Here is a 21,475-nt window from a genome sequence, read left to right on the forward strand (position 1 = left end):
CCAACATCCAACATCTAACCTCCAACCTCCCAACTCCCAACTCCCACCAAACTTCCCTACATTTGCGCCCCTAACACACTCTATGGAAGTAAAATACCTTATACAGATCGCTGGTGAATTGAACCTTTCGGTCAAACAAATTACCAATGTAAGCGCCCTGCATACAGAAGGCGCGACCATCCCTTTTATATCCCGATATAGAAAAGAAGCCACGGGCAATATGGATGAAGTCCAGGTGGGCGCGGTGATCGGCCGGCTGAAATATTTTTCCGAATTGGAAAAACGCAAGGAAACGGTCATCAAGACAATCGAAGAGGCCGGCAAATTGACTCCCGAACTCAGGAAACGGATTGAAGATTGTGTACAATCAACCGAGCTTGAAGATATTTATCTGCCCTTTAAACCCAAACGCAAGACCCGTGCCACCATGGCCATCGAAAAAGGGTTGGAACCTTTGGCTAAATTGATCTTCGAACAAAAGCAACAGGAGATCACGGCAGCCATACAATCTGCCTTGAATGAGGAGGTAAAAACAAAGGAAGACGCCCTTCAGGGTGCAAGGGATATCATAGCAGAGTGGGTGGCCGAGAACGAACATGCCAGGAATAAGGTCAGACAACTCTTTACCGAATCAGCCATTGTGAACTCCCGGGTATTGACCACTAAGAAGGATGAAGAAGAGGCCCAGAAATACCGGGATTATTTTGAGTACAGCGAACCATTGGATAAATGTCCCTCTCACCGCATATTGGCCATGCGTCGTGGTGAAAAGGAAGGCTTCCTTATCATGACGATCCAGATTGAAAAGGAAGCTGCTCAGGAGGAACTCAAACGAATATTCATCACGGGCGCAGGTGCAGCTTCCCAGGAAGTAGCGCTTGCCATTGAAGATAGCTTTGTGCGTTTGCTTAAACCTTCGATTGAAACGGAGTTCAGAATGTTGAGCAAAACCAGGGCCGATGAAGAAGCCATTAAAGTCTTTGCCGAAAACCTTCGCCAACTTTTGCTGGCCTCTCCACTGGGAAGTAAACGGGTAATGGCCATTGATCCCGGTTTTCGGACCGGTTGCAAAGTAGTTTGCCTGGATGAGCAGGGAAATTTCTTAAAGTACAATACCATTTTCCCTCACGCCCCACAAAATGATCATACCGGTGCGGTACTTACTTTAAAGGAACTGGTAGCTACCTATAATATTGAAGCCATAGGCTATGGTAACGGCACAGCCAGTAAGGAAACTGATCAATTGGTCAGGGGAATTGATTTTGGACGCCCTGTATCAGTATTTATGGTCAATGAAAGCGGGGCCTCTATCTATTCAGCGAGTGAGGTGGCCCGGGAAGAATTCCCTGACGAGGATGTCACTGTTCGTGGGGCGATCAGTATCGGCCGGCGCCTGCTGGATCCCCTGAGTGAATTGGTGAAGATCGATGCAAAAAGCATCGGGGTGGGGCAGTACCAGCATGATGTAAACCAGACCCGTTTAAAAGAATCGCTCGACCAGGTGGTGGAAAGTTGTGTAAACTATGTTGGCGTTGACCTGAATACAGCCAGCCGGCATTTGCTGACCTATGTTTCGGGTTTAAGTGCCACCGTGGCCCGAAACATAGTGGACTATCGCAGCCGCCATGGTGGGTTTCGTACACGGGAAGAATTAAAAAAGGTGACGATGCTTGGTCCCAAGGCCTTTGAACAATGCGCGGGTTTTCTTCGCATACCCGGAGCCGATAACCCATTGGATAATTCAGCGGTTCACCCGGAAAGTTATCATGTGGTGGAATCCATGGCCAAACAGTTACAATGCACCGTACAAGACCTTGTGAAGGATACCGGGTTGCGTAAACAAATCAAAGTACGCGATTTTGTCAGTGAATCAATCGGAGAATACACCATTTCCGATATCATTAAAGAGCTGGAGAAGCCGGGCCGGGATCCCCGCTCACCAATTGAAGAGTTTCGTTTTGCCGAAGGTGTAAATACCATGAACGATCTGAAGCCGGGTATGAAAGTGCCGGGTATTGTCACCAATATCACCAATTTTGGCGCTTTTGTCGATATCGGGGTAAAACAGGATGGGCTTGTACATATCTCTCACCTTAGCAACCGGTTCATCGCCGATCCCAACGAAGCGGTTAAGCTGAATCAAAAAGTAATGGTGACCGTGCTGGAAGTGGATGTGGCCCGGAAAAGGGTTTCGCTTTCCATGAAAGACAATGCGGAAAAAACCAATGAAAGAACACCAAAACCTGGGTTTAAACAGGAAAAAAATTCCAAACCTCAACCATTGAATGATTTTCAGGCGAAGCTGATGGAGTTGAAGAAGAATTTTAAGTCGTGATTTTCGTGAGACGTGAGGCGTGAATCGTGAGACATCTCACGTCTCACGTCTCACGCCTCACGAAAATCACATCTCAAACCAACAAAAACTCCCCCCCACCCATTCTTTATCCTTATTATACCTGACACCGATCATTTTTCCTTTGCTTAATCGGGCGAGGTGATTGGTAGGGACGGGGCGGTCCATACCTTCTTTCCAAAAATAAAAAATGCGGATCTCTACCTTGGCCGGATCATCCGGCGTTTCGATGACCTCGGCATATTTTACTTTTCGTTGCAGGATCCAGTTCTCCGGTTCTTTTACCTTTTGTATATCTTCTTCTGTTACATCGATCACAACACCCTGGCCGGCAAAGGAGAACAGGGGTTTTAAAACATAATTCTCCAGATCTGCCGGTACCTGTTTTATCTCATGTAAAAAATAAGTGGGTGGGATATAAGGATGATGAATAAATGGAATGGTGTATTTGCTGATGCGGTAGAACCAATTGGGGTGAGGCGCCCATTCCACTTCAAGGGGTTCAAAAAGGATCTTCCCCTTTTCCCGGACCTCGGGTGTCTGCTGTTGAAGATCGTCAAAGATGAGGCGGTTATAGATGCGGTGAATGGGTGTCTTAACCCCTTCCCGCATATAGAAAAGTTTATTTCCTTCTTTGATCAATTCGGTCAGGCATACCGGTTGGATGCCGAAGAAATCCTGTGTACAATAAAAGTCGATCCTTGTCTTTTGCTGATGTGGAAAAATCTCCAGCAGGATCACATTTTCGGGAGCATGATCACCCAGTACGATCTCCCGGAATAATTTCAAATAGCTGGCCCTTTCAAATCCGCCCAGGTAATCCGAGAAACCCGGGGGCTTGGGAAAATACTTATCAAATATTTCAGGCAATATGACCTCATAGGCAAAGAGTGTTGGGAAGCCCTGCATCTCGATCAATTGCGGTTCATAATCCCCTTGTTCATTTACACAGACCCCAAAATCAAAGGCAATGAAATGAGCCTGTTCATTTTCGCAGGGAACGGAGAGCGAAGGAGGTACCGCCGCAGCGGTCATGTTTTTAAATTCCGGGTTAAGGATCACATCCACGATGCTTTCACAGGCATCGATCATTTTTGCTGTGAATTCCTTGGGTACAAAGACCGGGGTTTCTGCCACCCGGAATTCAATTGCCCCCGGATGGAGGGCATTGAGTTCTTTCAAAAAGGCCTCATATTTTTCCTGGGTAAAAGATTGGTTGAAGGCTTTGCGCAGTGCAGGGATCATACTGATTGTTGTATTTTTTTGTCACGATGCATTCATCGGGTAAACATGAGAACTAAAAACTTCCGTTATCCACCTCTTTGATAAAGGATATCACCCCCGGAAAAAAATGTTCCTGGTCATCCCACATGCAAAGATGGCTTCCATTAGGGCAAAATAAATATTTTCCTTTTTGCACCATCTCACTTTGTTTTTTCATGGTCTCGGGGTCCATGGTATCATATTTAGCTCCTACCATCAGGGTGGGGACAGAGATATCTTTAAGCCGGTCCTTGATATCCCAGGAAATCAACCGACCGCCTGTTTTGAATTCACTCGGCCCCTGCATCATCACATAGATTTCCTTGTTATAATGCTTAAAGGAGCGATTAACCGGTTCGGGCCATTCTGCCAGACGGCAAATATGTTTGGAATAATACTCACTGAATACAAGTTCCTGATAAACGGGATTGTCAAATTCACCACGGGCTTCGTAGCCCTGCAGGGAATCCACCAGAGAGGCCCGCATATCTTTTCTTAAAACAAGATTATATTTTTCATAATCCGGAATACTCGCCATCATATTGCAAACGATCAGTCCTTTCAGATTTTGCTGATATTTTAATGCATACTCCATGGCCAGAATACCTCCCCAGGAATTGCCCAGCACATAGAAATTCTGTTTATCAGCCCCAATGGCTTTTCGAACCTGCTCTACTTCTTCCACAAATCGTTCAGTCATCCACAAGGAGCTATCCTTAGGCTGATCACTGTAGTAGGATCCCAATTGATCATACTCATAAAATTCAAATCCTTCCTTGGGGAAATAGCTTTCAAAACATTCCATGTATTCATGGGTAAAAGCAGGCCCGCCGTGAAGCAACAAGACTTTGATCCTTGGGTTGTTGCCAAAACGTTTTGTCCAAACTTTGAATTTTCCAACCGGTGTTTCAATGGGTATCATCTGTATCCCGGCTGTCTTGATCCCTTTTTCTTCCCAATCAAAATAGCCTCCTTTTTCCATGGCCTTGTCTTTTTCGGGTAGTTGACAGGCCAGAAAGGGGAGGAGCAATAAAAGGGGCAGCAGTTTGGTGCGCATATGCATGATTTTCCAATGAATGTACTTAAAAAAATCATTATGTTTGCGCCCATGTTGACAGAAGCCCGGAAGATCCGAATTGCTATTCTCGACCTGTATGAAGGACATCCCAATCAGGGTATGCGTTGTCTTCGCGAGATCATCAATCAATGGGGGGAATTTCAGCACCTGGAGACAGAATATCAGGAGTTTGATGTGCGGCTGAAGAACGAAGTGCCGGATATGTCTTTTGATATCTACATTTCCAGCGGTGGGCCGGGCAGTCCTCTCGAATCACGCTATTCCGATTGGGAAGCGGCCTATTTTTCCTGGTTAAAAGAACTGGAACGGTGGAATGAGAACCCGGATCATGTGCAGAAGAAATTCGTATTTTTTATTTGCCATTCCTTCCAATTGGTTTGCAGGCACTACAATGTGGCACTGGTGACCAAACGCAAATCAACAGCCTTTGGTGTTTTTCCAATTCATATGCTGGATGATGAAGGCCAGGAACCTGTTTTCGATGGACTGAAAGATCCTTTTTATTCCGTAGATAGCCGGGACTATCAGGTGATCCAACCTAACCACTCTTTGTTAAAAAAGATGGGTGCCCGAATTCTTTGTATTGAAAAGAACCGGCCACATGTGCCGTATGAAAGGGCCGTGATGGGCGTGCGGTTCAATCCCTATATGATCGGTACGCAGTTTCACCCCGAAGCAGATGCCGTGGGTATGAGTATGTACCTTCAAACAGAAGACAAGAAAAAGACCGTGATCGAAAACCATGGAGAAGAAAAATGGAAGAGCATGATCGAACACCTGAATGACCCCGACAAGATCATGTGGACCTATTCACATATTTTACCTAATTTTTTGAGCCAGGCGGCGAGATATGAAGCGTGAATCGTGAGACGTGAGTAAGAACCCCACTCACGCCTCACGATTCACGTCTCACCCCTCACCATTGATGTCACTTCCTCAATCGTTTCCGCCAACATTTTTTCCTTACTCAAAATCCAATCCGGTATTTTCCGTCCGGGTATTTTCCAACCCTTCTCTTCACGCGCCATGGAGAACATGATCCGTTCTCCCCGGTCGTCCACCACATCCACCGAGAACCCTGAAGAAGCCGGGTTGTCTTTATTGAATTGTCGGAAATTAAATTCCCTTAACCTTCCGGCCGCATTGATCAGCCGGGTAAATTGTATCATCTTCACAAATCGTATATCCATCGGCTTTGGTTTGTAAGGTCAATCCCATCAATTTCTATGCAAATACGCCGGTTTTGTGGATAACTCATGCCAAAATTATCAGGGTATAGCCTGATCGAGGTTTTTCGCGGAGATTTACGAAAATATATGGGTAACCAAATTCGGATTTTTTCACACATGTATCATCGGGCCATGGGGTATTTCGCTTCAGGCAAATAAGGCTTCAGGCAGTCTGTAAGTCATGAATAAATGTTAGGCTAACCTATCCGCCTACCCGGTTGATCTCTTCTTCTGCGCCACTGGATGAGCGACGGGAAGGCTTATTATTTTTTCCAAATCGCCAGGAAAGAGAAAGGTTGACCAATCGGGTATCCCTTTTGAGGATAAAATATTCGGTGGATTGCTCAAAGTCGGTCAATCCTTCCATACGAACGGTGTAAAGCAGGTCACGGGCATTCAATTTCAACGTACCCTTATTCTTCCATATTTGTTTGGCCAGTCCCAGCGATAGCTGTCCGGTGGGTTCCAGTACCTCCTGAATGTCGTTTTGGTTTCGGCTGATATAAAACCCTGTACATTCGGCTGTCCAACCTTTTCCTAACCGGAATTGATTGTTCATATTGACCTGGAACTGGTAAATACTGGCCCGGATGGGTTTCCACAATTCCCCTTCGATGACCTTGTGATTAAAAATCGTCTCCAGGGTTAGTGACCACCATTTTGCCGGATCCAGTTGTGCGCTAATGGATAAACCCCATACCTGGAGTTTACCAATATTCCCTTCGGTATATTTTACCAGTCCGGTAGCGGTATCCGAATAGAAGATCTGAGAGATATAGTCGCGTGTCTGGCTATAACTCACACTGGTATTGAGTTTTTCCTTGTAGGTATGACCCAATTCCCAGTTCCAGGCATATTGAGGCAGAAAATAGGGATTCCCTTGCTGATAGGTGTATTTGTTGATAACAAATACAAAGGGGTTTAATTTTTGAAAGGCAGGCCGGTCGATCCTTCTGCCCATGGTCAGGCTTAATTGATTGGAACTATCCAACTGGTATTGAAGAAAAAGACTGGGGAAGAGACTGTTATACTTTCTGGTGAAAGAAGAATCCGGGTTTATGGCATTCCCCAGTTGATGACCGGTGTATTGGGTATGCTCATACCGAAGACCGCTCTGGAGGTTCCAGCGGCCCACTTCTTTTTTAAGGGTAAGATAGGCAGCATGAATGGTTTCGCGGTACTTGAAGTGATTGGATTTGCCCAGATCTTCTTCCCATCCATTGCCGAGGTCCATGGCATATTGGGCAATATTCTCCGTGGTAATGCGCGCCGATTTCCAGCCGGTTTCCAATATGAGTTGTTTGTCAAACTTGTGTTCATAATCCAGCTTCCCGGTATAGATCCGTATCGTTGAGGGGATATGCCCATTGATCATTTCCAGATAACCTCCCGGGCCGCTCACCTCATTTTCGAATAATTGGTCATTGATGATCCGGTAACGGAAATGATCAAGGTCGATGGATAAATTTCCCCGTTCGCCAAATTGGTGACGGCCATTGAGGTTGATGCCACTGTTTCGCCAGTCAGTTGTGTTCTCTCCATAGGTATGGATGACTGAATCTGACTGTCCATTTGGCCCCAGCCATAAGGCATCGCTCCGGCTTCTGCTGTATCGCGAGAGATTCGTGGTTGTTACAGTCAATCCGATCGAGGTATGCTTGCCAATTTGTTGATCAATACCCGTTCGCACGGTCTGCGTAAGTCCACCTCCCTCTGTAAGAAAGGGTTGGTCAAGTTGCGATTCAGGGGTAACATTATCCGGGGCATAATAGGTGCGCAAGGCAAACATGTCCATGAAATTCCTGTTTGCATTCATGGTGTAGTTAAAGAACAGGTTGGTACTGTTCTTTTTGTAATTCAGCAGCAGGCTATTATTTGACTTGGGTAACCGGCCCTGCCCATACGAAACGGTCAGGCTGCCATTCCATCCATCCTGTTTGTTCTTCTTGGTTTTAATATTGATGATCCCGGCATTTCCCGCTGCATCATATCGCGCCGGTGGATTATCCATGATCTCAATAACATCTACCTGAGAAGCATTCATGCCGGAGAGAAGATTGCTCAGATCGGCCCCGCTGACATATACCTGTTTATCATCGATCAATATCAATACACCCGATTTCCCCTTCAGACTTATATTCCCATTTCGGTCGATGGTGATACCCGGAGATTTTTCCAATACCTCCATTACGGTGGCCCCGGCATTTGTGATGCCTGCATCTACATTGACGATCGTCTTATCGGCCAGTATCCTTACCGGTGGTTTACGCGAGGTAACCTGCACCTCTTTCAGCGTAGCGATCTCTTTGGATAATTGTATTGAGATTTCCATGCCCGTGGAAGGGAAAGGCAGGGACTTTGTTTGATATCCTATCAGGCTCGCCCGTATTACAAGTTCACCGCTTGTTTTGGTAGAAAATAATCCACGCCCCAGTGAATCGGTAAAAAGTCGCGTGACCTGTGTGGAATCTGATGGAAGCAGGACCTCAATCGTGACATGGGCCAAGGGTTTGCCTGACTCATCCACAACCAGGACAGTTCTTTGTTGCTGGCCCTGGGCAAAAATTGTGGCCAGGGTTAATAACAGAAGTAGGAGAGGCTTAGACATAACCGTGACAATATATCTAAATATTTGACGACAAAAAGGTGTTTTTATGCCAGTGGTGTTAAAGTAGGTACGAGTAACCCCCTAATTTGTCCACCTTGCACAATAAGCGGCCGGGGAAAGAGTTTGAAATGTATTGACTTTCTGGTAAACTGTATTTTTTAAGACCTTAAAATCAGTGCATATGGAAAAGCGAATAACCGGTCTGCCGCACCCTATCCTTACACAAATGGTACACAACACAACCTCCTGGGTTGGGCATTTTGAGCATGATCCCCGAACCCGCGAAGCGGGTCAGGTATTCTCCTGTCCTGATGAAACAGAACTGGGGGGTATCCAAATTTTCTCCGATCTCGTCCATCACCCCGGCAGAGTCCTTTTGGAACTCTACCGCTTTGACCTGGAAAACCAGGAATGGGGTCCATTACTTGCTTCCTCCGAAAGGCAGGTAGACAGGGAAGATGATTCTTCCTGGATCCAGTTCCGGGTAGACCCTGTTCACCTCGAAAAAGGGAGCCAGTATGGGTTTATCGTCAGTAGCCAGGAGGCCTTTGTGGCGCTTGGCGAAGCGGCGTGGCCTACCGATGCTTCCCATCCCTGGGGAAAAGAATGGTCGGCCAGTGATGTGGATGCTGACGGACATTTTTATGATCATTTCTCTCTGGCCTTCAAACTCGATCAGGAAAAGGAATAATTATAAAAATTAGAAAGGTGATTTACCTTTAGTGCCATCAAAAACCTGGCACATGAGATCTCTTTTTGTTTTGCTTCTCTCCTTGCTGCTGATCAATAAGGCCGATGGTCAGCTTCGGCTTCCTGCGCTTTTTTCTGATCATATGGTCCTGCAACGTGACCAAAGCACCCACGTCTGGGGATGGGCTGCTCCCGATACGGAAGTACAGGTGGAATTTATGAGCAAGATCTATTCGGTCTATGCGAATGCCCGAGGGCAATGGTCAGTTTACCTCGAACCTGTTAAAGGCGGGGTTATTGGAACCCTCGTTATCCGTTCAGGTAAGGAGACCCTTTCCTTCAGCGATGTGGTAGGTGGTGAGGTATGGGTTTGCAGTGGCCAGAGCAATATGGAATGGCGAATGGATATGCTTCCAACCACCTATCCGGAAGAGCTCAAAACAGCGAAGAATGACCAACTCCGGTTTATTACCGTAAACAAATCTTTAGCAACCTCTGCCAATGAGGACCTGGATATTCAATACCCGTGGACCTCGATCAGTCCCGCTACAGTGGGTCATTGCTCCGCGGTGGCGTATTGGTTTGGTAAGAAACTCCAAAAAGAACTCAACGTACCTGTTGGCCTGATCGTTACCGCCTGGGGCGGTACGCCTGCAGAAGCCTGGACCTCTTTTGAAGGGCTCTATGGATTTCCGCATTACCAGCAGGTTTATCGGGATAAGATCAGGCCGATGGACCTGGCCAATCTTTCCCAAAAGAAAAAAGAACTCTACCAGCAATTCCTCGAACAGATTAAAGCCAGTGCTGATTATTCCCGCAAAGTACTTCAACCGGGATTTGATGATGCGCAATGGAAGGAAATGGTTTTGCCACGTCCCTGGGAGGAAATGGGTTATCCCGCCCTCGATGGGATTGTCACCTATCGAATCCGTTTTACGGTAAATAAATCCGATGCAGGTAAGCCTGCGGTGCTTAATACACCAGGGATCGACGATATTGATTCTACCTACCTGAACGGTACTTTTCTGGGTACAACCTCTGTTTGGGATAAACCCAGGACCTATACCATTCCAGCCGGTGTGCTAAAGGCAGGGACAAATATTCTTGCTGTCCGGGTACAGGATAACCAGGGGGGTGGGGGATTTGCAGCGGTACCGGAAAAGTTTCATGTAAAGGTGGGTAATAAGATTATTCCCCTGTCCGGAAAAGCGAAGTTTGAGATCATTGCCGAATTAAAAGACCTTACCGCAGGACATGGTGCCATTGAACACCAGCCTTCGGTACTCTACAACGCGATGATCGCCCCGATCATCCCGCTTCGATTCAAAGGCGCTATCTGGTACCAGGGAGAAAGCAATGCCAATACAAAGGAGCAATCCCTGGAATACAGGCAGCTCTTTCCCGCCATGATCCGCGATTGGAGAAATAAAGCAGGAAATGATTTTCCCTTTTTGTTTGTTCAATTGGCTTCCTTTGGCGCGGTGACAAAAGAACCTGTAGAAAGCAACTGGGCCCTTTTACGCGAAGCACAATTGTTTACGCTTCAACTTCCCAACACCGGCATGGCCGTTACAACGGATGTAGGAAATCCGCTGGATATTCATCCTGTACGCAAGCAGGAAGTGGGCGAACGATTGGCAGCAGAGGCCATGCATACCACCTATGGGAAAATGGAGCTGGTGAGTCAGGGGCCAATGTTTACATACGCGACAACAGAGGGGGATAAAATGACGCTTACGTTTACGCATATTGGTTCCGGATTGGAGGCAAGAGGCGGCGTATTAAAACATTTTGCTGTTGCCGGAGAAGATAGAAAATTCTATTGGGCGGACGCTACGATCAAAGACAACAAGGTGGTTCTAAGTTGTAAACAAGTGCCCAAACCAGTGGCTGTTCGTTATGCATGGTCAGACAGCCCGATAGATGCCAATTTGTTCAATAAGGAAGGATTTCCGGCTTCTCCATTTCGTACCGATAGTTGGTAGGTAGTATTAGACGGACTAAAGAATAAAAAAAGGATGGCACAAACATTAAGTTTGTGCCATCCTTTTTAATATGAAAAATTTAAAGATCGGAGGTAACTGTGAAAACCTTGTAATCGATCTTTTCAGCAATTAATATCTGTACAACTCAGACTTGAACGGTCCATTCTGGGGAATACCCAGATAAGAGGCCTGCTCATTGGTCAGTACATCCAGTTCCACACCGATCTTGGCGAGGTGCAGACGGGCTACTTTCTCATCCAGGTGTTTGGGAAGAACATATACTTTGTTTTCGTAGCTCTTGTGGTTGGTCCATAATTCGATCTGGGCCAGGGTCTGGTTGGTGAAGGAGTTACTCATTACAAAGGAGGGGTGACCCGTAGCGCAACCCAGGTTAACCAGGCGGCCTTCGGCCAACAGAATGATATCCTTACCATCTACATTGTAGAGGTCAACCTGAGGTTTGATCGTGTCTTTGGTATGACCGTAGTTGTCATTCAACCAGGCTACGTCGATCTCGATATCAAAGTGACCGATATTGCAGACAATGGCTTTGTCTTTCATCAATTTGAAATGTTCGCCTGTGATCAGGTCGCGGCAACCGGAAGCGGTTACAACGATATCCGCTTCTTTCACGGCGTCTTTCATTTTCTTCACTTCAAAACCGTCCATAGCAGCCTGAAGAGCACAGATCGGATCGATCTCAGTAACGATCACACGGCAACCGGCACCGGCCAAAGAGGCAGCGGAACCTTTACCTACATCACCATAACCACCTACAACAGCCACTTTACCTGCCAGCATCACGTCAGTGGCGCGGCGGATACTGTCAACCAGTGATTCCTTACAACCGTATTTGTTGTCAAATTTCGATTTGGTTACGCTATCGTTTACGTTGATGGCGGGAATAGGCAGGGTGCCTTTTGCCATACGCTCATACAGACGGTGAACACCAGTAGTGGTTTCTTCACTCAGTCCTTTCACATGCTGGATCAGTTCGGGGTACACATCGAATACCATATTGGTCAGGTCACCACCATCATCGAGGATCATGTTCAGGGGGCGGTCAGCACCACCAAAGAACAGGGTCTGCTCGATACACCAGTCAGCTTCCGCTTGTGTCTGCCCTTTCCAGGCAAATACACCAATACCGGCAGCAGCAATCGCCGCAGCAGCATGGTCCTGGGTAGAAAAGATATTACAGGAACTCCATTTTACTTCGGCACCCAGGGCAACCAGGGTTTCGATCAAAACGGCGGTCTGGATGGTCATATGTAAACATCCGGCGACACGGGCACCTTTCAGGGGTTGGCTTGCGCCATATTCATTACGGAGGGCCATCAGACCGGGCATTTCAGCCTCAGCAAGACGGATCTCTTTACGACCCCACTCAGCCAGTTCAATATTGGCCACTTTATAGGGCAATTTGAAATCAATGGATTTGGTAGTTGTAGACATGCTTTAGGTTTTATAGCCACAAAGGTAGGCTCATAGTGGAATATTCCAACAATTATTGATAATTTAGTGTTTTATTCTAAAATAGCTTTCTTTTATTATTGAATATTCTGTCTACTTATGAAAAAAATGAGCAAAAAAGAGGATAATACTATGACCGCTCCTTCTCTGGACACAAAGGACATGGAAATACTGTCCCTTTTGCAGGAAAATGCCCGGATGTCGGTCAAAGAAATAGCAGAAAGGGTGCATTTAACCCCGACCCCTGTTCATGAAAGGATCAAACGCCTGGAAGATACCGGGGTGATTAAACAGTACGCGGCCTTATTGGATCCGGCCAGTGTAAAGAAAAGCCTGATGGTTATCTGTTATGTTTCCATTAGGCAACATAATAAGAACGCGGGTATCAAATTCATCAAAGCCATTCAGGAAATGCCCGAAGTGATCGAGTGTTATAATATCTCGGGCGAATTTGATTTTATGCTAAAAGTGGTGGCGGAAAATATGGATTCCTACTACAATTTTCATGTCAACAAACTCAGCCAGATCGAGAACATGGGGCAGGTGCAGAGTGTGTTTGTGATGGGAGTGATTAAGGATACGCATGTGTTGGTGGAGCGTGAGGCGTGAATCGTGAGACGTGAAAGGTCTCACGATTCACGATTCACGTCTCACGTCTTTCTCCATCACAAAATCATCCATCACAAATCCATTTCCAATATCAAGTACCACTTCTTCCCGCACTATAAAACCAAGACGGTCGTAGAAGGTTTTTGCCGGATTGTTTTTATTGACCTGTAAGATGATCTTTTTTCCCCCTTGCTTTTTTACGGCATCATTTACCTGATCAACCAGTGCTCTTCCGGTTCCTTTGCCGTGCTGCGAGGGTAGGACATACAGTTTATGCAATTTGAATTCTTCGGAGGAAAGACGCTGATAAGCGGCGAATCCCACCAGAGTATTCTGGTTTTCCGCGAGCAGAAAAACACAGCCTTCTTCCATTTGTTTTTGCAGGGCTGCTTCGCTGTACATCATTTCAAGCATATAATCTATCTGCTCGCTGGAAATAATGGAACTATAGGTTTCGGGCCAGATCGCAAAAGCCAGCGACCGGATGTGGGGAATGTCTTCTTGTTTGGCTTCTCTGATGGATCGCATTATCGAATAAATAAGCGTCCCTTAGTGCCAGGGCGTCCTGCAGTTAAATTTACTGCGAAGTTGCAAAGGCGCTAAGGGAACGCGGGGAGGTTAGCCTAATTTTTTCTTCAGGTTTTCATCAATGGCATCCAGGAATTCCTCAGTATAGAGGTAATGTTCTCCATGATTCACCTTGTTACCATGGATACATACCGCGAGGTCCTTTGTCATCTTACCACTTTCTACTGTTTCAATACACACAGCCTCCAGGGCATTGGCAAAATCGATCAGGGCCTGATTGTTATCCAGTTTACCACGAAAAGCCAAGCCACGTGTCCAGGCAAAGATCGACGCGATGGGGTTGGTGGATGTGGGCTTACCCTTCTGATGTTCACGGTAGTGACGTGTCACTGTTCCGTGAGCGGCTTCAGCTTCCATTGTTTTCCCGTCAGGTGTGATCAATACGGAGGTCATGAGGCCGAGTGAACCAAATCCCTGGGCAACCGTATCGCTTTGTACATCACCATCATAATTCTTACAAGCCCAGACAAAATTGCCATTCCATTTCAGGGCGCTGGCCACCATGTCATCGATCAGGCGATGTTCATAGATGATACCGGCGGCATCAAATTTGGCCTTGAATTCATTTTGATAGATCTCTTCAAAAATATCTTTGAAACGCCCATCGTATTTCTTGAGGATGGTATTCTTGGTGGAGAGATAAAGAGGCCATTTTTTGCTCAGGGCCATATTGAAGCAGCTCCGTGCAAAGCCAATGATACTTTCATCGGTATTGTACATGGTCATGGCCACTCCATCGCCTTTATAATTGTACACTTCAAAAACCTGCGCTTCGCCACCACCTTCGGGTGTAAAGGTCATGGTGAGCTTTCCTTTTCCTTTGATCACGGTATCCGTAGCCCGGTATTGGTCACCAAATGCATGACGTCCCACAATGATGGGGGCGGTCCAATTGGTCACAAGACGGGGTACATTCTTCATTACGATCGGTTCGCGGAATACAGTGCCATCCAGAATATTCCGGATCGTTCCATTGGGGCTCTTCCACATTTGTTTCAGGTTGAACTCTTTTACCCTTGCTTCATCCGGGGTAATGGTGGCACACTTGATACCCACACCATGTTCTTTGATCGCATTGGCTGCATCAATCGTGACCTGGTCATTGGTCGCATCCCGATACTCCATACCGAGGTCATAGTATTTGATATCCACTTCCAAATAAGGAAGGATGAGTTTGTCTTTGATGAATTTCCAGATAATCCTTGTCATTTCATCGCCGTCCAGTTCCACGACTGGATTGGCCACCTTGATTTTTTGTGCCATAATTCTTGTAATGTTTTGAATAGCTGCAAATTTAGGGGTTTCCGTAAATGTTCAACCCGATACCCGAATCGGGCATTTTATCGTTCAAGAGGGGCAATTCACCGATTTTGGGGCTTGTTATCGTGTCAGGTTGCCTACCTTTGTACCACTGATAGGTAGCAATGCAAGACTACAAGGTACTACTCCATTTTATTAACAAGTTCACGGAACTATCCGATGAGGAGTTTCATGAATTTATTCAACCCCTGACGGTCAAGCGTCAATTTGAAAAAAGACAAGTGATCACCGGGATTGGGGAGGTGGAAAATTATTTCAACCTGATCACACGTGGGTTGGTCCGCAAATATTACAAGAAAAACAAGGTAGAGGTCCATACCCAGATTTCCAAAGAGGGGCAGATCATCCTGGTTCAGGATTCATTCTTAAGCCGGGAGCCTTCCAACTATTGCCTGGAAGCCATTGAGCCCACTACTTTGATCTCGATCTCGTATAAAAGCCTGGAAACGATCTTTAGTTCTTCTGCCAAGATGGAACATCTGGGTCGCAAAGTTGTCACCTCGATCGCCATCTTACAAGATAAATGGCAATCTAAACTGATACAGGAATCGCCCAGGGAACGTTTTATTGATTTCGTAAGCCGCAACCCGGACCTGATTCAACGGGTGCCTCAGAAATACCTGGCCTCATTACTCAATATCAAACCTGAGACCTTTAGCCGCTTTAAGCATTTGCTGCGTGCGCGAAAAGCATAATACCTATCCCAGCGCCACATCCAGTACCATCATCACCAGAAAGCCTCCGATAAATCCCAATACAGACCGGTCGGTGTATTTGTCACGCTGCGTTTCGGGAATTACTTCTTCAACAACCACATAGATCATGGCACCGGCCGCAAAAGCCAGGGCAAAGGGTAATACCGGTTGCATATACATGACGGCCAGCGCACCAATGACACCGGCAATGGGTTCTACGATGGCGGAAAGTTGACCAAACCAGAAACTTCGCAAACGACTGACCCCATGCCGTCGAAGGGGCATGGCCACAGCAATGCCTTCAGGAAAATTCTGTATCCCGATACCCAGGGCCAGGGCTATTGCGCCTGCAATCGACGCTTCGGGCATACCCTCAGCCGCTGCGCCAAATAGCACTCCAACCGCCAAACCTTCCGGAATATTATGTAAGGTAATGGCCAGGATGAGCAAGGTGGTTTTATGCAACTTTGTCCTGACACCTTCCGTTTCTTCCACCCCAAAATTGATATGGAGGTGGGGCAGGTATTTATCCAATCCATAAATGAACATGGCCCCCAGAAAGAAACCCACTGCCGCCGGCATCCAACTCCACCCGGGATAAAGTCTTTCCGATATTTCAATCGCCGGGTTTAACAGGCTCCAGAAACTGGCAGCAACCATTACACCACCCGTAAACCCGAGCATCGGGTCAAGTACACTCCGGCGCATGGTCTTAAAAAAGAAAACCAGCGAAGCCCCAAGGGCTGTGACCAGCCAGGTAAATAGCGTAGCCAGTAAAGCGGATTGTACAGGTCCAAGCTGGGAGAAAAAAGCTTCAATTGATTTCATGGTTATTTCCGGATAAATAAGTTACTGGCTAATTGTTCACTGATGATAAATGGTGCAGAACGACCGATTCGGATTTCTACCGAACCGTCAAAGGCAAACTTGCGTATCAGTTCGATACGGGTACCGATACCGATCTTGCGTGCTGACAATAATTCAAGCAGGGCAGGGGATTGGTTGCTCACCTGGATAACCACTCCGGCCTGAGTGGGTTCCAATTGACTGAGCATTGTTTGGGGACTGGACTCCATTTTACCGGAACTATCCGGTATGGGATCTCCATGCGGATCAAATTTGGGGTAACCCAAATATTCCTCCAATTTGTCAATGAGTTTTCGGCTGCTTACATGTTCAAGATGTTCGGCCACCTCATGTACCTCATTCCAGTCAAATTTTAATTTCTCCGAAAGAAAATACTCCCAGAGACGATGACGACGGATAATACCCAGCGCTGTTTTCTTTCCTTCGGGACTAAGCCGAAATCCATGATAGGGTTGGTAATTGACCAGCTTTTTTGTCTTCAATTTCTTGAGCATATCTGTCACCGATGCCGGTCTTGTTTTTAATTCAGCCGCCAGTGCGTTAGTGGTCACCGTTTCCCCTTCACCCTGAAGATGGAAAATGGCTTTGATATAATTTTCTTCGCTGACCGAATAATTCATTTTGCCTAAAATAAAATTTAGACAAATCTAAAAAAAATTCCGTAAACACGAAAATAACCTTTCTGTAAGGGGGGAATACGGTATATTGGGGAAAATTTTCAGGATGAAAAGGGTCTTATTGTTCCTATTGGCCATCGGGATACTGGGTGGTTGTGGAAAAAAGAAAAAGCCTTCATTATCGGGAGAGGAACCAGTGGAGATCAGTGATTTTGTTGAATCGTATCCATTGAAAAAACCGACCCTGGTTTTTGCCGATACTTCGATCCGAAAAAAAGACAATGATTCCTTTCGGATAAGCCGAAAGATATTTACACAATTCATTCCCGATTCGATCGTCAATGCGCTTTTTGGAAGGACAGTCAAACCCAAATTCTATCCGGTAGCCCGGGTGGAAGACCCGGAAGGTGAAACCTATCTTTTTTCCAAGCTCGTGGGCGGGGAAAAGCGGATCATACTCATTTCCGCGTTGGATAAAAAATTAGCCTATGGTAACTCCATGATCCTTTTTCAGCAGGATAAGAACAGCGCCACACGGGAGCAAAGTAATATGGATTCACGCTTTGTGGTGAACAAAACAATACAAATGACCAAGGCAGATGGCACGCAGGCAGAAGGAAAGGAATCATTTGCTTACGACGGCGAGTTAAGGAAATTCACCCTCCTGATGACTGAAGCATTGGATGATCGCATCCGGGAGGTGATCAATCCCATTGATACCTTGCCGGTTAAGAACAAATATTCGGCTGACTATTCCCGTGATAAAATGAATATCATTTCCATTCGTGATGCAGCTCGCCCCGGCCGAATGATCTTTTTTATTCACCTTGAGAACAAGGCCGGCGATTGCAAAGGGGAGATCCGGGGCGAAGCAAAATTTATCTCCGCCAACAAAGCTGTTTACAGCAAACCCGGTGACCCCTGTCAACTGGCTTTTCAGTTTTCTGCCACCTCCGTGAGGTTAAAAGAAGAGGCTGCCTGTGGCAATTGGCGTGGCCTGGAATGTGTGTTTGATGGGGCATTTCCCAGGAAAAAGACATCGAAAGCGAAAAAGAGCAAGGGCTGAGTCCTATCTTATTTCAATTTTTGCGATTATATTGCGCCCGCAAAGTGTAAAAAAGACACATTATGAGTTTTAGACATTACAAGCTTCCGTACGCCTGCGATGAACGTTATTCCAAGAAGATTGCTTATTTCTCGATGGAATTCGGGATACACCAGCCCCTGAAGATCTACAGCGGTGGATTGGGGTTTCTGGCCGGTTCACATATGCGGAGTGCTTATGAGTTGAGGCAGAACATGATCGGTATCGGAATCCTTTGGAAATATGGGTATTATGACCAATCCCGCAACCAGGATCAGACCCTTCAGGTAACCTGGATGGAAAAGAATTTCAGTTTTCTGGAAGATACTGGTATTAAATTCCAGATCAATGTACATGAACATCCGGTTTGGGTGAAAGCCTATTACCTGAATCCGGAGACCTTTAAAACAGCTCCCTTATTTCTCCTGTCTACCGATATTCCGGAGAATGACTACGTATCTCAAACCATCACCCACCGTTTATACGATGCCAATGTGGCCACTAAAGTTGCCCAATTCATTCTGTTGGGTGTAGGGGGAGCTAAATTGGTGGATGAACTTGGGTTCAACCCCGATCTCTACCACATGAATGAGGCGCATGCCCTTTCTTCCGCCTTTTATCTGTATAAAAAATATGGGAACAATATCGAGGAAGTGAGGAAAAGATTGGTGTTCACGACGCATACACCGGAGGAAGCGGGTAATGAGAAACACGATATTTACCTCTGTCATAAAATGAGTTATTTCTGCGGGCTTTCCGTGGATGAAGTGAAAAAGCTGACCCAGAGTAACGATGACCAGTTTAACCATTCTCTTGCTGCGCTCCGTTTTGCCAAACTGGCCAATGGAGTATCTCAATTGCATGGTGTGGTTTCCCGCCAGATGTGGGGAAAATACCAGAATATTTGTCCCATCATCTCGATCACCAATGCGCAGAATTGGCGTTATTGGGCGGATAAGCAATTATACCGGTTTAGTGAAGAAGGAAATGATTGGGCCTTTGATGACCGGAAAAAGCATCTGAAGAAAAGGGCATTTGAGATTGTAGCCGATCAAACGGGAAAATTATTCAATCCGGATGTGTTTACGATCGTATGGGCGCGCCGCTTTGCCGGGTATAAGCGGGCCGGGTTGATCGCGTCTGACCTTACACGGTTCAACCGCCTGATGGAAGATACACGTTACCCCATTCAGATCATTTGGGCAGGTAAACCTTACCCACTCGATTATCCGGCGATATCCGAGTTTAATGCACTGGTGCACCTGAGCAAAAATTATAACAATGTGGCGGTGCTGATCGGATATGAACTGGCCTTGTCCAAACGCCTGAAACAAGCAGGCGATATTTGGTTGAATAATCCCCGTGTACCACGCGAAGCATCAGGTACCAGCGGTATGACCGCAGCCATGAATGGTGCAGTCAACTTCTCTACGGATGATGGGTGGATCCCTGAATTCATTAATCACGGAAACAACGGGTTTGTGGTTCCAAAGGCTGATTATGACCGCATGTCGGTTCAGGAACAAGATCAATACGACTTGGATAAATTATACGAGATACTCGAAAAACAAATTCTCCCATTATACTACAATGACCGTGATACCTGGAGACAGATCACAAAGAATGGTATGCGGGATGTGCGGTTCCAGTTTGAAAGTAATAGGATGGCGCACGAGTATTATGAGTTGCTTTATAAGTAGGTTTCGTGAGACGTGAATCGTGAGACGTGAATCGTGAGTAGAAAACTCTTGCCACTCACCTTTCACTATTCACCTCTCACGCCTCACGTCTCACGAAAATCATCCTTCAAATAAAGATCTAAGCCGATTTATCACTCTTTCCACGATCGCATCGGGGCAGGAAGCACCGCTGGTAATCAGGATATCAACTGGTTCCTTTTCGGGTAAATAATTCGTGGTGGTCTTTTCGAGTTTATGGTGAAAATCAAAATGCTCGATCTCTTCCTTTGACAGGAGTTTACTTTCATCCCGAATGAAATAGGTAGGCAATTTTTCTTCGCACAATTCTACCAGGTGAGAGGTGTTGGAGGAGTTGTATCCTCCCACCACGATGGCCAGATCGGCTTTTGTTTCGAGCATACCATAAACAGCACTCTGGTTATCATTTGTCGCATAGCATAGTGTGTCGCGCGTATCCGCAAACCGGGAGGAAACCTGATCTGGTGCTGGTTGATAGGTAGCGATCATGACCTGTTTCAAATGATCGGCGATCGCCTGCGTATCACTGGCCAACATGGTCGTCTGGTTCACCACACCGATCTTTTGAAGATCGCGTTCCACCTTAAATCCCGACGAATACTGCCCTTCAAATTCCTGATAGAATTGCGCGGGATCTTTTTCACCGGAAATATATTTGCCCAATTCAATGGCCTGGCCCATGTCCTTTACCACCACGGAAGCAGCATAAAAGGAGGCGTGTGAAAATGTGGCCCTGGTTTCCTCATGCCTGGGCTTGCCATGAATTACGATGGTATAATCTTTACGCGCGATCTGTTCACTCCGGTTCCAGACCTTTTCAACAAATGGGCAGGTGGTATTGTATTTTTCGATCTGAATACCAATTCCACGAAGCTTTTCTTCTATCTCAAGAGTGGTACCAAAGGCAGGGATCACAACAATATCGTCGGCGGTCAGCGATTCAAAGGGAATGAGTTGTTTTCCATAGGTGTCCTGCATAAAAGTAATGCCATAGGACTGCAGATCGGCATTTACCTGTGGATTGTGGATCATCTCACTTAACAAAAATATGCGCTTGTCCGGGTTTTCGGCTATGGTGCGAAAGGCGATCTCAATGGCATTCTCCACTCCGTAACAGAACCCGAAATGTCGGGCCAGGTGAATACGAAGGTTACCAAAATCAAGCAGGGTAGGGGTAAAGTCTTTTTTTAACTTATCCTCCTCTTTGCGTTTTTGTTTAACCGCTGTGATCAGCGGGCTTCGGTACATTTCCGGTATCTCGAAACTCTTCATTTGGCAAAATTACCCTCTTTCATGGT

The 21,475-nt window shown here is 46.3% G+C and carries 18 protein-coding genes; 8 read left to right on the forward strand and 10 right to left on the reverse strand.

The features are described from left to right. Positions 1-82 precede the first annotated feature (82 nt). Positions 83-2,335 carry an RNA-binding transcriptional accessory protein gene (locus tag J0M30_08810; protein ID MBN8667591.1) on the forward strand — a complete coding sequence of 751 codons (2,253 nt, stop codon included), beginning with the start codon at positions 83-85 and terminating at the stop codon, positions 2,333-2,335. Positions 2,336-2,401: 66 nt separating this feature from the next. On the opposite strand, the gene J0M30_08815 is transcribed toward J0M30_08810, so the two are convergent. Further along, entirely contained in the window at positions 2,402-3,598 is a 1,197-nt protein-coding gene (locus tag J0M30_08815) for a hypothetical protein (protein ID MBN8667592.1), read from the reverse strand. Between the two features lie 52 nt (positions 3,599-3,650). Beyond that, entirely contained in the window at positions 3,651-4,673 is a 1,023-nt protein-coding gene (locus tag J0M30_08820; GenBank protein ID MBN8667593.1) for a proline iminopeptidase-family hydrolase, read from the reverse strand. 51 nt (positions 4,674-4,724) lie between these two features. Between J0M30_08820 and J0M30_08825 the strand changes: the two genes are divergently transcribed. After that, complete coding sequence (locus J0M30_08825; protein ID MBN8667594.1) at positions 4,725-5,555, forward strand: homoserine O-succinyltransferase; 831 nt, start codon at positions 4,725-4,727, stop codon at positions 5,553-5,555. 41 nt (positions 5,556-5,596) lie between these two features. Here the strand turns inward: J0M30_08825 and J0M30_08830 are convergent, their stop codons facing one another. Together J0M30_08830 and J0M30_08835 are read right to left on the reverse strand one after the other, a co-directional pair. Further along, a complete protein-coding gene (locus J0M30_08830) occupies positions 5,597-5,884 on the reverse strand; it encodes a hypothetical protein (GenBank protein MBN8667595.1) in 288 nt (95 codons plus the stop codon). Between the two features lie 241 nt (positions 5,885-6,125). Beyond that, positions 6,126-8,531: a TonB-dependent receptor gene (locus tag J0M30_08835; GenBank protein ID MBN8667596.1), complete on the reverse strand. Its 2,406-nt coding sequence runs from the start codon at positions 8,529-8,531 to the stop codon at positions 6,126-6,128. 181 nt (positions 8,532-8,712) lie between these two features. Between J0M30_08835 and J0M30_08840 the strand changes: the two genes are divergently transcribed. Then, entirely contained in the window at positions 8,713-9,222 is a 510-nt protein-coding gene (locus tag J0M30_08840; GenBank protein ID MBN8667597.1) for a hypothetical protein, read from the forward strand. A 52-nt stretch (positions 9,223-9,274) separates the two neighbouring features. Then, a complete protein-coding gene (locus tag J0M30_08845) occupies positions 9,275-11,206 on the forward strand; it encodes a sialate O-acetylesterase (GenBank protein ID MBN8667598.1) in 1,932 nt (643 codons plus the stop codon). A gap of 129 nt (positions 11,207-11,335) precedes the next feature. Here the strand turns inward: J0M30_08845 and J0M30_08850 are convergent, their stop codons facing one another. Next, positions 11,336-12,661 carry an adenosylhomocysteinase gene (locus J0M30_08850; protein MBN8667599.1) on the reverse strand — a complete coding sequence of 442 codons (1,326 nt, stop codon included), beginning with the start codon at positions 12,659-12,661 and terminating at the stop codon, positions 11,336-11,338. Between the two features lie 117 nt (positions 12,662-12,778). Here J0M30_08850 and J0M30_08855 point away from each other — a divergent pair, with 117 nt between their 5' ends. Further along, positions 12,779-13,288 (forward strand): Lrp/AsnC family transcriptional regulator, encoded by a 510-nt coding sequence (locus J0M30_08855; protein ID MBN8667600.1) that lies wholly within the window; start codon positions 12,779-12,781, stop codon positions 13,286-13,288. Positions 13,289-13,315: 27 nt separating this feature from the next. Here the strand turns inward: J0M30_08855 and J0M30_08860 are convergent, their stop codons facing one another. Both J0M30_08860 and J0M30_08865 read right to left on the reverse strand, forming a co-directional pair. Beyond that, complete coding sequence (locus J0M30_08860) at positions 13,316-13,816, reverse strand: GNAT family N-acetyltransferase (protein ID MBN8667601.1); 501 nt, start codon at positions 13,814-13,816, stop codon at positions 13,316-13,318. Between the two features lie 90 nt (positions 13,817-13,906). Continuing rightward, positions 13,907-15,139: an isocitrate dehydrogenase (NADP(+)) gene (locus tag J0M30_08865; protein MBN8667602.1), complete on the reverse strand. Its 1,233-nt coding sequence runs from the start codon at positions 15,137-15,139 to the stop codon at positions 13,907-13,909. 161 nt (positions 15,140-15,300) lie between these two features. Between J0M30_08865 and J0M30_08870 the strand changes: the two genes are divergently transcribed. After that, positions 15,301-15,891, forward strand: a complete 591-nt coding sequence (locus J0M30_08870) for a Crp/Fnr family transcriptional regulator (GenBank protein MBN8667603.1) — start codon at positions 15,301-15,303, stop codon at positions 15,889-15,891. Positions 15,892-15,894: 3 nt separating this feature from the next. Here the strand turns inward: J0M30_08870 and J0M30_08875 are convergent, their stop codons facing one another. Both J0M30_08875 and J0M30_08880 read right to left on the reverse strand, forming a co-directional pair. Then, positions 15,895-16,710, reverse strand: a complete 816-nt coding sequence (locus tag J0M30_08875) for a ZIP family metal transporter (protein MBN8667604.1) — start codon at positions 16,708-16,710, stop codon at positions 15,895-15,897. An 11-nt stretch (positions 16,711-16,721) separates the two neighbouring features. Then, positions 16,722-17,378, reverse strand: coding sequence for a metal-dependent transcriptional regulator (locus J0M30_08880; protein MBN8667605.1), 657 nt, complete (start codon positions 17,376-17,378; stop codon positions 16,722-16,724). 103 nt (positions 17,379-17,481) lie between these two features. On the opposite strand from J0M30_08880, the gene J0M30_08885 reads away from it, so the two are divergent. Beyond that, positions 17,482-18,441: a hypothetical protein gene (locus J0M30_08885; protein ID MBN8667606.1), complete on the forward strand. Its 960-nt coding sequence runs from the start codon at positions 17,482-17,484 to the stop codon at positions 18,439-18,441. Positions 18,442-18,503: 62 nt separating this feature from the next. After that, on the forward strand, positions 18,504-20,159 hold the full coding sequence (gene glgP, locus J0M30_08890) for an alpha-glucan family phosphorylase (GenBank protein ID MBN8667607.1): 1,656 nt from the start codon (positions 18,504-18,506) through the stop codon (positions 20,157-20,159). A 99-nt stretch (positions 20,160-20,258) separates the two neighbouring features. Here the strand turns inward: glgP and J0M30_08895 are convergent, their stop codons facing one another. Beyond that, positions 20,259-21,449 (reverse strand): 4-hydroxy-3-methylbut-2-enyl diphosphate reductase, encoded by a 1,191-nt coding sequence (locus J0M30_08895; GenBank protein MBN8667608.1) that lies wholly within the window; start codon positions 21,447-21,449, stop codon positions 20,259-20,261. Between the last annotated feature and the right edge of the window lie 26 nt (positions 21,450-21,475).

It is taken from the genome of Chitinophagales bacterium (genome assembly GCA_017303415.1).
GTDB lineage: Bacteria > Bacteroidota > Bacteroidia > Chitinophagales > Chitinophagaceae > SpSt-398.